The 12,011-nt window shown below is 66.8% G+C and carries 12 protein-coding genes; 11 read left to right on the top strand and 1 reads right to left on the bottom strand.

The window, feature by feature from the left end; all coding sequences use genetic code 11:
* Positions 1–2 precede the first annotated feature (2 nt).
* Positions 3–152, bottom strand: coding sequence for a hypothetical protein (locus FM104_RS16570; RefSeq protein ID WP_179206799.1), 150 nt, complete (start codon positions 150–152; stop codon positions 3–5).
* 442 nt (positions 153–594) lie between these two features.
* On the opposite strand from FM104_RS16570, the gene FM104_RS12970 reads away from it, so the two are divergent.
* The 11 genes from FM104_RS12970 (at position 595) to ligA (ending at position 11,993) form a co-directional block, all read left to right on the top strand.
* Entirely contained in the window at positions 595–873 is a 279-nt protein-coding gene (locus FM104_RS12970; RefSeq protein WP_143738402.1) for a hypothetical protein, read from the top strand.
* Entirely contained in the window at positions 870–1,082 is a 213-nt protein-coding gene (locus tag FM104_RS12965) for a hypothetical protein (protein WP_021200880.1), read from the top strand. Before FM104_RS12970 ends, FM104_RS12965 begins: the two co-directional genes overlap by 4 nt.
* The gene (locus FM104_RS12960) at positions 1,079–1,420 is read left to right on the top strand and encodes a hypothetical protein (RefSeq protein ID WP_087132664.1); all 342 of its coding nucleotides are present in this window, start codon (positions 1,079–1,081) and stop codon (positions 1,418–1,420) included. Before FM104_RS12965 ends, FM104_RS12960 begins: the two co-directional genes overlap by 4 nt.
* The gene (locus FM104_RS12955; protein WP_087132663.1) at positions 1,417–1,686 is read left to right on the top strand and encodes a hypothetical protein; all 270 of its coding nucleotides are present in this window, start codon (positions 1,417–1,419) and stop codon (positions 1,684–1,686) included. The genes FM104_RS12960 and FM104_RS12955 overlap by 4 nt, the downstream gene beginning before the upstream one ends.
* Before the next feature lie 17 nt (positions 1,687–1,703).
* Entirely contained in the window at positions 1,704–1,856 is a 153-nt protein-coding gene (locus tag FM104_RS16565; RefSeq protein ID WP_179206798.1) for a hypothetical protein, read from the top strand.
* 39 nt (positions 1,857–1,895) lie between these two features.
* Positions 1,896–6,686 (top strand): helicase-related protein, encoded by a 4,791-nt coding sequence (locus tag FM104_RS12950; RefSeq protein WP_087132721.1) that lies wholly within the window; start codon positions 1,896–1,898, stop codon positions 6,684–6,686.
* Between the two features lie 96 nt (positions 6,687–6,782).
* A complete protein-coding gene (locus tag FM104_RS12945) occupies positions 6,783–7,742 on the top strand; it encodes a hypothetical protein (RefSeq protein WP_087132662.1) in 960 nt (319 codons plus the stop codon).
* Positions 7,743–7,785: 43 nt separating this feature from the next.
* Positions 7,786–8,013 (top strand): hypothetical protein, encoded by a 228-nt coding sequence (locus FM104_RS12940; RefSeq protein ID WP_087132661.1) that lies wholly within the window; start codon positions 7,786–7,788, stop codon positions 8,011–8,013.
* A 30-nt stretch (positions 8,014–8,043) separates the two neighbouring features.
* On the top strand, positions 8,044–9,360 hold the full coding sequence (locus FM104_RS12935) for a WGR domain-containing protein (RefSeq protein WP_087132660.1): 1,317 nt from the start codon (positions 8,044–8,046) through the stop codon (positions 9,358–9,360).
* Positions 9,361–9,526: 166 nt separating this feature from the next.
* Entirely contained in the window at positions 9,527–9,952 is a 426-nt protein-coding gene (locus FM104_RS16900) for a GIY-YIG nuclease family protein (protein WP_087132659.1), read from the top strand.
* A 52-nt stretch (positions 9,953–10,004) separates the two neighbouring features.
* Positions 10,005–11,993: an NAD-dependent DNA ligase LigA gene (gene ligA, locus FM104_RS12925; RefSeq protein WP_087132658.1), complete on the top strand. Its 1,989-nt coding sequence runs from the start codon at positions 10,005–10,007 to the stop codon at positions 11,991–11,993.
* Positions 11,994–12,011 lie beyond the last annotated feature (18 nt).

The following is a 12,011-nucleotide window of genomic DNA, read 5'->3' as shown; positions in this document are numbered from 1 at the left end:
GGTCACTGCCGCGGCTCGATCCTGTCGAATGTCGCAGCACCTGTAAGCGCCCAGTCCTGATGCCGGTCTTCGGCGTCAGGACCCTCGAAGACGTAGACGACCCCGTCGCTCTCGACGGGCACCTCGATCCGGTGCGTGTCCAACTCGCTCATACCCGTCCACCCCTGCGAACACGGCCGCACCTGGGGACCCCGTACAGGCATAGTCAGACACCCTCAGTCCGGCGTTTGCCCTACTCTCAACTGGTCTCCACTCCCCCGGACAGACGGTCAGACGTTTCCCGGGTGGATACATACAGACCTCGGGGCCACGATTTCTACGGCCCATCAACGAAGAGCTCTCCCCGAGAGGTAGTAGTAGCTCTCTAGACGAGTCGTTAACTCTCATCTCTCTCTGTACATTTTCGGCTCTGCCCAGTCGGGAGTAGCCCTGAACCCGGTCAGACCGACTCTGACCGGGCACCAACGGTTCACCCGTTCCGCCGGTCAGGAGTAGGCGGCGCACCGTACAGACTGGATTTCTGGGCAACTCTGTTCACTGACGGGCACGGGGACCCCCGTACCGTTACCGCGCGGGGCCGGGTATGTGGCCGTCATGAACACCACGCAGATGCCGGATCCGGTCCTGGAGACCACACTCCCCGTCGGATTCATCGAAACGTCGACGTTCGGAGACGAGCTCGCGGCGATCGCGGAGACGATCGCCGCCCGGAGCGGATACTGCAGCGATCGGGACGAACTGTTCGAGCGGATCCAGTCCGTCACCGAGTCGATCCCCGAATGGCAGGCCCCCGCGGTCCTCCGAGACGTCGTCGGCCGGCTGATCTCCGTTCACCTCGAGCTCATCGCGGAGCGAGAGGCGTCGATGCCGTGACCGACCACGCCGGCGTCCGCCTGACGAACTCGAACTGCACGCTGGCTCAGAGGCTGCACGTCCTCGACGAGCTGCGCAAGATCTGGTCGGACCCGACACAGCCGACGAACCGACGAAGGAAGGCGAAGAGCGCATGGTCCGATCTCTTCGTCGTTCCCGGGCCCGCGGTAGACCCCGCAGGGTCCCGGATCCCGCTCGACGTTCGATGAACGCTCTCGATCCTCTTCTCGTCGACTATGCCGCTGAACGCGTCGCGACGGCCCGCGAAGATATCGCCCTCGCCGGTCGCCTCCTCGCTGCCCCAGAGATGGACCTCGCTGAGGCACGCGCGATGCTGCTGAGGCTGACCGTCGAGCGCACGTTCCTCACCGCACATCTGTCGACGGTCGCCGATCAGATCGCGCGGATGCCGGCGTCCCAACAAGACGATGCCATCGCTCAGGAACTGCGGCCTCTGACGATGGCAGTGGAAGGCGCAGCACTCGCCCTGGCTCGTCTTCGGCGGGCCGTCACCGACATCGAGACAAGGATCGGAGCACTCCGATGAGCCAGGACACCGCATACGAGATCCATGCCCGGGCCGGATATGTCGCACTCCGCCTGCACGCAGGTCAGACGGAGATCAGAATCAGCCCGGCGGATGCAGCCCGGGTAGCCAAGGACATCGAGTCCCTCATCCCCCGCAACGGCGGCGCAGACATCGTCATCGCCCTGGATGAGGACCATGAGATCGTCGTCCCCGCCGCTCAGGCGCAGCGACTACGAATCGAACTGCTCGACGCCGCGGCATACACCCAAGCACGACACCGGTAACCGGGTATGTGGCGGTCATGAACGAGATCCTGAAGAGCTGCCCGAAGCGCGGATGCGGCTTCTCGACGACCGGTCGCACGGAGAAGCAGGCCCGCGCCAGGCTTCTCATGCACCTGCAGCGGGATGACCACGCCGCCCAGCTTCGGACCGCGGTCACCCGAGGCCTGTGAGCCGACGCCGGGACCACCTTGGCCGGGTATGTGCTCGGCATGGCCCACAACGACCAGATCAACGCCGTCTCCCTCGCTTGGACCCTCCCCGACGATCATGTCGTCACCGATTCTGAGCGCCGCACCTTGCAGGCGTTCACCGGATGGGGAGCTCTGGCGCCGGCGTTCGCTCAGCACCCCACGGCGGGCACCTGGGCGGACACCGCCGACCAGCTGGAGGGCGTCGTCCCAGGTGCAGCTCTTCGGGCCGCAGCAGAGCAGGTGGACACCTCGTTCTTCACGCCCCGGCCGGTCATCTCGGCCGTGTTCGCTCTGCTCTCGGCCACCGGCTTCACCGGAGGCCGCGTACTCGAGCCCGGGTGCGGAGCGGGCGCGTTCATGACAGCGACCCCCGCAGACCTCGACATCGAGTGGACCGGCGTCGAGGTCGACCCGACGTCCGCGAGAATCTGCGCCCTGCTGAACCCGAACGCCACAGTGCTGGTCGGGAAGCTCGAGAACACACCGCTGCGCGAAGGGCACTTCGACGCGGTGATCGGCAACGTGCCCTTCTCGTCCGCCCGCGTGTACGCTGCCGGGACCAGCGACGTGCTCCACAACTACTTCCTCCGACGCGCTGTCGAGGCAGTGCGACCAGGCGGATACGTCATCCTCGTCACCAGCCGGCACAGCATCGACAGCACCACAGGGTTCCTCGCCCGGATCCGGTCGGTGGAGGATGCCGCGTTCATCGGCGCCGTCCGGTTGCCGTCCGGGGCATTCGCCGAATCCGGCACTGAGGTCGTCACGGACATCGTCGTCATCCGACGGAACGACCCGACACTGATCCTGCCTGCCTACGACGGTCCCGCCGACGTCGAAGTCACACACGAGCTGGACTGGCGCGGATACCGAGTGGCGAAGGAGGTCGACCGCCGCACAGTCATCACGGAATCGGAGAGGCCAGGAGCAGACGTCGCCCAGCCCGCGGTCGTCTCCCGCTACTGGGAGGCGAACCCCGAACACGTCGCCGGCGAGATGCGCTCGACGAACTTCACCCGCAATCCCCTCGTCGTCCGTAGCGAGGATCCGGCCATCGACATCCCCCGTGCCGTTCATGCCCTCGCCACGAAGCTTCCGCCGATGTCCGCGCGAATCGACCCGACCGCCCCGGTCGACGACATCCCACTCGTCGACGCCGAGGGACGCAAAGAGGGCTCGTTCCACATGGTCGACGGGACACTGCACCGAGTGGAGAGCGGGAAGCTCTCACCCATCCGAGCGAACCGGGAGCTCAGCGCCCTCATCGAACTGCGGGACCTCGCACTGCTACTGCTGGAGCAGGAATCCGACGTGCACACTCCCGATGAGCAGATCGCACCGCTACGTCAGCGTACGCGCCAAGCGTACGAGTCGTACGTCCGCCGATTCGGGAACCTCAACAGGGGCACCCTCGTGGAGGGGAAGATCGACGAGGAGACCGGGCTGCCAGCTCTGTCCTGGCGCCGGCCCGCAATGGGCGGTTTCCGCAAGGACCCGGACGCCCCGCTCGTGATGGCACTGGAAGAGTTCGATCAGGAGACCGGCGTCGCCGGCCCCGCCCCGATCCTCCGCTATCGCGTGAACCAGGCGCCGCGCCGTGTCGAACGAACCGAAACTCCAGCGGAGGCAGTCGCGATCTCCCTGGGCGAGACCGGAAGCATTGACCTGGACCGAATCGCCGGGCTCCTCTCCCTCGACTCGGCCGATTCGGCGTTGACCGCACTGGGAGATCTGGTTCACGTTGTCGACGGCCGGGTGATCCCAGCAGCGGAGTACCTGTCCGGGAACGTTCGGCAGAAGCTCGCCGATGCTCGTCAGCGCCTGGATGCAGGCGATCAGCGGGCGGCACGCGACATCGCGGCGCTGGAGGAAGTCCTCCCCGCGGACCTCGGCCCTCTGGAGATCTCCGTGAACCTCGGTTCTCCGCTGGTCTCCACCGAAGACGTCAGCTCCTTCCTCCGCGAAGTTCTCGGAGTGCCCTGGCCCGACGTGCACCACGAGACCTCCCGCGGCGTCTGGGAGGTCTCCGAAGCGACGTCCTCCGCCGCGGCGCAGGCGCAGTATGCGACCCCGGACACCACACCGGCCTACCTCGTCGAATGCGCACTGAACGCCAGGCTCCCGGAGGTCACCGATCGCGTCTGGAATCCGGACCGGGGGCAGTACGTACAGGTCCGGAACCTGCAGAAGTCGGCTGCCGCGAACGAGAAGATGGAGCTCATCCGTGACCGGTTCTCGACCTGGGTGTGGGAGGACGAGGCGCGCTGCACCCGCATCTGTGAGGACTACAACCGACGGTTCAACAGCCACGTCCGTCGCACGCACACCGGCGTCGGCCTCACCTTCCCTGGCCTCAGCGGCGACGTCACCCCCTGGCCCCATCAGCGTGCGATCGTCGAGCGAGCTGTCAGCAGCGCCCGCATCATGATCGGCCACCCTGTCGGGTTCGGGAAGACGAAGTCGGCGGTCATGATCGCCCGGACGCTTCGGCAGTTCGGGCTTGCACGCAAGCCCGTGATCGTCGTCCCCAACCACCTCCTGGATCAGATCTCAAGGGAGGCGCAGCAGACGTTCCCGACAGGACGGTTCCTGATCGCGTCGAAGGATGATCTCGCCCGAGACAGCCGGCGCCTGTTCGCGGCACGATGCGCGACCGGCGAGTGGGACGCGGTGATCATGACCCACTCGTCCTTCACGATGATCCCGGTGCACCCGGACGCTGAGAAGTCGTGGCTCGATGACCAGAAGCTCGCCCTTGAATGGGCGATGCAAACGGCTCAGGGTGGGCGGAAGGACAAGGGCCCCAAGGCCATCGCCCGCGCGATTCGAGCCCTTGACGGTCGCGTTGCGAAGCTTCGAGACGGGATCTCGGACCGGGACGCGATCTGGTTCGACCAGCTCGGCATCGACTACATCATCTACGACGAGGCTCACCTTGCCCGACGGCTGGACACCGGTTCGACCGTCCGCGACAACGGGATGCCGTCCGGCTCCTCGAAGCGAGCGACCGACCTGCTCGTGAAGATCGAGACACTGGCTGACCGCCGCCCGGTCGGCGCACCGGTCTGCGCTCTCATGACCGGCACGCCATGGTCGAACACGCTCGCCGAGACGTGGGTGTGGCAGCGGTTCCTGCAGCCCGACCTCCTCGAAGAACTCGACGTCCGCGCGTTCGACGCCTGGGTCTCCCAGTTCGTGAAGTACGACACATCCATCGAAGTCGCACCCGATGGCGGCGGATTCCGGATGCAGCGCCGGCCGGTCGGGATCGTGAACGCCCCTGAGCTGAAGAGGCTGCTGGGCCAGGTCGCTGACATCCTCGACCCGGACGATCTCGACGTCGTACGCCCAGACCGCGTCTCGCAGACCATCGTGGTCCCGCCCACTCCCCTGCAGCGGGAGTACGTCCGTGACCTCGCCGAACGCGCGGACGCGATCCGCTCCAAGACCGCGGCAAAGCGCGCCGGAGCGAACGGCGGGGAAGTCGATGACTCGATGCTCCTCGTCTGCAACGACGGCCGGAAGGTCGCCCTCGACCCCCGGCTCGTCGGCATCGCCGAGCGATCCTCGAAGCTGGACCGGCTGGCGGAGCTGATCGCGGAAGCCCATCACGACAACGCGGACCGAACCTTCGGCGGTCACCCGACGCCCGGTGCTCTGCAGCTCGTCTTCCTGGACCTGGGCACACCGAAGCCCGATGACTCCGCCGCATACGGAAGACTCCGCCGAGCACTCGTCGACCGGGGTGTCCCCGCCGAGCGGGTGCGGTTCGTGCACGACGCCCGGACGGACAAGGCCCGCGCTGCGTTGTTCGCGTCGTGCCGGGATGGCTCCGTGTCGGTTCTCGTCGGGTCCACCTCCAAGGTCGGCATGGGCACGAACGTCCAGACCCGGCTCACGCACCTGTGGCACGCGGATGCTCCCTGGCTGCCGTCGGACGTGGTGCAACGAGACGGGCGCGCGATCCGCCCCGGCAACCTCTCGGGCACCGTCACCGTCACTCGCGTTGTCACCGAGGGGACATTCGACGCATTCATCTGGCAGGCACTGGAGCGAAAGAGCCGCTCCTTCGACGCGCTCACGGCATCCGGTTCGACCGCCCGTGAGATTGAGGACGTCTCCGCCGCCACGGTCGACTACGGCGCCATCAAGGCCCTCGCCTCCGGAAACCCGCTGCTCCTGGACCAGGGGAAGGCACGCGCCGAGGTGAAGCGGCTACAGCTCATGCGCTCCGTGCACTTCCAGTCGGCGCGGAAGGCCGAGCAGGCAGCAAAGCAGCTTGATGAGAGGGCGGGGCTCCTCCGTCGCCGAGCAGAGTCCGCGACCCTCGCACTCCCCCAGGTCTCGCCTTCGGCGTCAGACACAGACCGCCAGATGCTCGAGAACGCCGCGCGCGATTGGCTGGACAAGGACAAGCCGGCATGGTCACGACGTGCCACGGCCCCGTTCCGAGGCATCGAGATCACCGCCAGGTTCGAGGGTTCGCAGTTCCACTCGGTCGACATCGACTACCGGTACCGCACGCTGTTCTCGATCCCGGTGTCAGGCAAGCTCATCCGGCGCGGAGCCGTTGCCCTGTCCGCTGCCATTGCTCGAGAGGCGGACACGCTCATCGACAGCATCGAGCAGCGCATCGCCGATTGGGAGCGCAACGCCGACGAGCTCACCCGCGCGGCAGAGGAGTCACGAGCCGTCGCCGCAGCGGACGTCTTCCCGGACGAGGCGCGACTGCAGCAGGCAATCGCGCGCCTCGCCGAGATCGACGTGCTGATCGACGCTGCCGCACAGCCAGAGGCCGCGGCCGCCTGACGACACGCCCCCAGCTCGGGTCGTCGGGACGCTCCCGCGCCCGGGCTGGGATGGAGATCTCGCCAGCATCGGAGCCGCGCCGTGCGTATACAGGTCATGAGCATCACCATCGACGAACAGGGAAACCACCACCGCGGCAAGGGGGCCGGCGGCGGCCAGTTCGCTGCACACGGCCGCACCGACCCTGAGGGCTCCCTCGCAACCCCCGGGGCGGACCTGTCGGACGCGGATCCCGTCGACGTAGATACAGCACTCGCTGGCATCTTCGAGCGCGCGTGGAAGCAGGGATCGAAGGTCGAGATGATCGACGCCCAGATCACCAAGATCCTGCAGCGTCAGCGTGCGGGCCGCAGCTACCACGATGACACCGAGCGACTCGCGATGCTCCGGACCCAGCTCGACATTGAGCAGGCCACATTGGACGCCATCCACAGCGAGGCTGCCCCATTCGAGATCGAGTTCCAGGCCCGCGGCGGCTGGCCCCGCGCGTTCCTCGTGACCGGTGGTCACCTTCACCGCTCGATGGACTGCTCCACATGCAACCGCGACGGCAAGCGCACCCGGTTCCACTGGCTGCCTGAGTACTCCGGTCAGGACGAGGGAGAGATCGTCGCCGCCGCCGGGTCGCGCGTCTGCACGGTCTGCTACCCGTCGGCACCGGTCGACGTGCTCCGCCGGCCGAGCTCGATGCTGACCCCGGACGAGAAAGCCGAGCAGGGAGCTCGTGAGCGACGGGCACGCGAGAAGGCTCAGCGGGACGCTGCCCGAATCGAGAAGGCGCTGCTCCCAGACGGAGGTGAGCTGCGCGAGCCCGATGGGTACCGCGTTGTGAAGACGCTGGTGTCGGCTCGCCGGGAACTGACGGATGCGATCATCGACAGCCACGTGGCTGTCCCCGACGAGCAGTTCGCCGCGGGCAAGCAGCGATGGCGGGACATGCTCATCGACGCGATCGCCGCGAAGACATCTCAGCCGGCGGATGACGTGCGCGCCGAAGCCTACGAGAAGGCACGGGCGAAGATGAAGCGCGAGTACGGACAGGTCCCGACATGGTGAACTCGGACCGCCCGGCACCCGCGGCACCGGGTATGTGGCGCACATGGACACCACTTCTCCCGCCCCCCAGGTCGCCGTCACCACACCGCCGTGCATGAACTGCGGTTCCCGATCAACCGTGATCGTCGACGCTGACCGGCTCGCGTCCTGGCAGGCTGGCGCGCTGACGCAGCTCGCCTTCGACAACCTCGATGCAGCGACGCGGGAGCTGCTGATCTCGGGCATCCACCCCGATTGCTGGCAGCAGATGCTCGGCAACTCCGAGGAGTGAGTGGGGCCAGCCGCAGGGTATGTGGCGGGCATGGGCACCAAGATCGCTGAGACCTACCTCATCAACGTCGACTCGGGCGCGAACGCCAACAAGTTCTACCGCGCGGAACTTCACGACGACGGCACGGTCGTGAAGAACTGGGGGCGGGTCGGGGCCACCGGGCAGACGAAGGTCGAGAAGGGCGGGCGCTACGCCTACGAAGACGTCGTCGCGCGGAAGAAGCGTCGTGGGTACACCGTCGTCGACGTCATCGGCGCCACGGCATCCACCAAGGCTGCTCCATCGGCCACGCTCAAGCGCGCGGCTACCGCACAGCTGACCGGCGGCCGCGCCGACCCTGTTCTCGCTGACCTCATCGACCGGCTTGTGTCCGTGAACAAGCATCAGTTGCTGGAAGCTTCCGGCGGCCTGATCTCCGTTAACCTGGCCGGTCAGGTCACCACGCCGCTCGGCGCGATCAGCGCCCGTTCGATCCGGGATGCCCGAGCGCTCCTCGACAAGATGAGCGGCATGACTCGCGGCGCTGACCGTGGGCGTCTCACGGAACAGTACCTGCGACTGATCCCTCAGGCGGTGCCGGTCTCCGCTGGACGTGGCTGGTCGGAAGGATGGCTCGACGCTCACACGAGCGCGCGCAGACAGTCGGAGCTTCTGGACTCCCTCGAGGCGTCCGTCCGGTACGCGGACGCCTCGCAGGCCACCGCTGATGAGAGCGGGCGCGTGCCCGCTGACCTTTTCCGCTATCGGGTCCGTGTCCTCGATCCCACGGATGTCGACTTCCGGGCGGTGATCGATCGATACAACGACACGAAGCAGGACGCGCACGCCTGGTCGAAGACCCTCAAGCCCGTCCGCATGTACGCCCTCGAGGATGGTCGTCATGGCGACGAGATCGCCCAGACCGCGAGGCGTGTGCGGAACGTGCGCCGCCTCTGGCACGGCACGGGCGCGGCCAACGTTCTCTCCATCCTCGCCAAGGGCCTGTTCATCCCGCCGACTACCGGGTCTGGCATTCACATCGCCGGACGCATGTTCGGGGACGGCATCTACCTCTCCCGGTCCGCCAGCAAGAGCGCCGGGTACTCGGTCGGCTACTGGGGCGGAGGGAAGTCTCAGTCCGTGTTCATGTTCCTCACCGAGACAGCGATGGGATCGGAGTACCGGCCCACCGGTTCCGCGTACGACTCCTCGATCCCGCGGCGAGCCAGGACCGAGAAGAACAAGAGCGGCAGACCCTACGACTCGATCAACGTCAACCCGGGAATGGGCGGCGTCCGCAACCACGAGGCGGTCGTCTGGGACCCGATGCAGGTGAACCTCCGCTGGCTCGTGGAGTTCGAGGCGTGATCCATGAGCACACGGCTCGACCGAGCATGTGGCGGCCATGAGTAGGCGCACCCGCACGATAGCTGGGGTGAGTAAGGCAATATCGGTCGCTCTGGGCGGTGATGCGCGGGCGGGGGCGGGCCATCATCTGAGGTGCCGCTCACGAGCTGGCCGCTAGATTGTCGAGATGAGCGAAGCGCTGACGAGCGACGACTGGAAGACAGTCCTGTCACAGAGCCGCCACCTGGCGGGGTCCCTTGTCCCCGCCCAGATTCCCCGCGGTCCGGGTGTCTATGCCTGGTTCCGCGAAGGGGGCTGCGTGTACCTCGGGAAGGCATCGAACCTGCGGTCTCGACTCTCCACGCATCTCGCAACGTCGCTTGATCTCAGCCGAAGCACCCTACGCTCGTGGGTCGCCGTGCGGGAACTCGGACTTGAGCGCGCGTACACCCGACGGCGCCCGTCAGCCATGACGCCAGATCAGGTGAGAGTCGTGACAGCGTGGATCCACAGCTGCGAGCTCGCATGGGTGGAAACCGAGTCCGCAGCCAGTGCGGCCGCACTCGAATCCGCGCTGCTCAACCACTGGCGCCCACCCATCAACGCGAAGTGAGTGCGTTCACGGTCTGAGCTGCGCGCGGCCCCGGGCTGGGTATGTGGGCACTATGGAAACCATGACCTTCGACTATCCCGCCGCCATCGCCCGCGCTCAGGAGGCCGCGCTCGCCTACTACAACGGCGACGAGCCGACGATGACCGACGCCGAGTACGACCAGCTCCTGGCCGAGATCATGCAGCACGAGGTCGACTACCCCAACGAGAAGGTCGACCATGGCCTGTTCACCGCGGTTGCTGCGGGCTCCGCCGTCGCTGCCGACGTGCCTCACCCGTCGCCGATGCTGTCGCTCGACAAGGTGACCGACGAGAGCGACATCCTGAAGTTCCTCGCCCGCATCGCCGAGGCAGCACCGGATGCCGCCGACTCTCGTGTATCCGTCCAGCCGAAGCTCGACGGGATGGCGATCCGCGCCCGGTACGAGGACGCCAAGCTCGTCCAGGTCGTCACGCGTGGTGACGGTCGCTCTGGCGAGGACGTCACCGCCCGGGTGCTCCGCGACAACATCGAGATCGCGCATCTTCCGCGTTACCTGCCGACCAGCGCACCAGTCTCCTTCGAGGTCCGCGGTGAGCTGCTTATGAGCCACGATGACTTCCTTGCCAGCAACGCCAACCGCGTCGCTGCTGGCAAGGCTTCCTTCGCGAACCCGCGGAATGCGACCGCCGGGACCGTCCGCGCCGACAAGCTCGAATACGACGTGCAGCTCACGTTCGTCACCTACGAGCATGACGGAATCCCTGCCGACGCCGAGAGCCAGTTCCTGTTCGCTGACGATCTTCTGAACTACGGAGGTGGCGCGCACGCGACCGGCACTGCGGCGCCCGCGCTGGTTCTCGAAGCCATCGACCTGTTCGGCTCAGACAGAGCCACCTTCGACTACCCGACCGACGGCGTGGTCCTGAAGGCGACGTCACCGCGGGTGCGAAACGTGCTCGGCGAGACGTCCCGTGCGCCTCGTTGGGCCGTGGCCTACAAGTACGAAGCGCAGACCGGGGAGACCACCATCCGCGACATCCTCGTGGAGGTCGGCCGGACTGGGAACCTCTCCTTCACTGCGGTGTTCGATCCCGTTCTCGTCGACGGCTCCACGATCAGTCGCGCGTCGCTGCACAACGTCGATCTGATCGCCGACAAGGACATCCGGATCGGCTCGAAGGCGATCGTCTACAAGGCGAACGACATCATCCCGCAGGTGCTGTCCGTGACGAACGGTCCTGACACAACCCCGTGGGTTCCGCCGACGGAGGACGCGGACGGATTCCCGTACGAGTACGCCGGGAAGTTCCTCCGCTCGACCAACCCGGCAGATTCCGTCGCGGCCCTCATCACCTATGCGGCTTCCCGTGACGTGCTCGACATCGACACGCTCGGTCGGTCGGTTGCGGATGCGATGGTCGAGTCCGGCCTCGTGTCCGACCTCGCTGACCTGTTCGAGGTGTCCTTCAACCAGCTCGAGTCGCTGCCGTTCGGCGACGGGGTGTTCGGGGAGACCCGGGCGTCGAAGCTCTACTGGAACATCGCGGCCGCCAAGGAGCAGCCCCTGAACCGGGTCATCACTGCCCTCGGCATCCGCAAGACGGGGCGCACGTTCGGGCGACGACTCGCTGCGCACTTCCGCTCCCTCGACGCGCTGCTGGAGGCCATGCCGGAAGACCTCCAGCAGGTCGAAGGCATCGCCGCCGGACGCGCCGAGGTGATCTACTCCGGCGTGCAGCACAACCGCCAGGTCATCCGCCGGCTGATCGAGCTCGGAGTCACCTCCACGGCTGATGAGGCCGTGTCCGCGGGCGCACCGCTCGCTGGGATGACGGTCGTCGTCACCGGCTCGACCAAGGGCACGAAGCTGGAGGCGTACGGGCGGAACGAGATGAATGAGCTCATCGAGAAGAACGGCGGGAAGTCCTCCGGCTCCGTGTCGAAGAACACATCCCTTCTCGTCGCGGGAGAAGGCGCCGGCTCGAAGCTCACGAAGGCCGAACAGCTCGGCGTCGAGACGATCAGCCCCGACGAGTTCGCGGAGCGCCTCGGACTCTGACCGAACACAACGGCGCCG

It is taken from the genome of Microbacterium esteraromaticum (assembly GCF_900163815.1).
GTDB lineage: Bacteria > Actinomycetota > Actinomycetes > Actinomycetales > Microbacteriaceae > Microbacterium > Microbacterium esteraromaticum_B.
Note: the sequence above shows the minus strand (reverse complement) of the source record. Positions and strands in the feature narration are given on the sequence as shown.

Bases quoted from the DNA above. Each gene is read 5' to 3' on its own strand.
- FM104_RS16570 (WP_179206799.1), bottom strand. From the start codon at position 152: ATGAGCGAGTTGGACACGCACCGGATCGAGGTGCCCGTCGAGAGCGAC.
- FM104_RS12970 (WP_143738402.1), top strand. From the start codon at position 595: ATGAACACCACGCAGATGCCGGATCCGGTCCTGGAGACCACACTCCCC.
- FM104_RS12960 (WP_087132664.1), top strand. From the start codon at position 1,079: ATGAACGCTCTCGATCCTCTTCTCGTCGACTATGCCGCTGAACGCGTC.
- FM104_RS12955 (WP_087132663.1), top strand. From the start codon at position 1,417: ATGAGCCAGGACACCGCATACGAGATCCATGCCCGGGCCGGATATGTC.
- FM104_RS16565 (WP_179206798.1), top strand. From the start codon at position 1,704: ATGAACGAGATCCTGAAGAGCTGCCCGAAGCGCGGATGCGGCTTCTCG.
- FM104_RS12950 (WP_087132721.1), top strand. From the start codon at position 1,896: ATGGCCCACAACGACCAGATCAACGCCGTCTCCCTCGCTTGGACCCTC.
- FM104_RS12945 (WP_087132662.1), top strand. From the start codon at position 6,783: ATGAGCATCACCATCGACGAACAGGGAAACCACCACCGCGGCAAGGGG.
- FM104_RS12940 (WP_087132661.1), top strand. From the start codon at position 7,786: ATGGACACCACTTCTCCCGCCCCCCAGGTCGCCGTCACCACACCGCCG.
- FM104_RS12935 (WP_087132660.1), top strand. From the start codon at position 8,044: ATGGGCACCAAGATCGCTGAGACCTACCTCATCAACGTCGACTCGGGC.
- FM104_RS16900 (WP_087132659.1), top strand. From the start codon at position 9,527: ATGAGCGAAGCGCTGACGAGCGACGACTGGAAGACAGTCCTGTCACAG.
- ligA (WP_087132658.1), top strand. From the start codon at position 10,005: ATGGAAACCATGACCTTCGACTATCCCGCCGCCATCGCCCGCGCTCAG.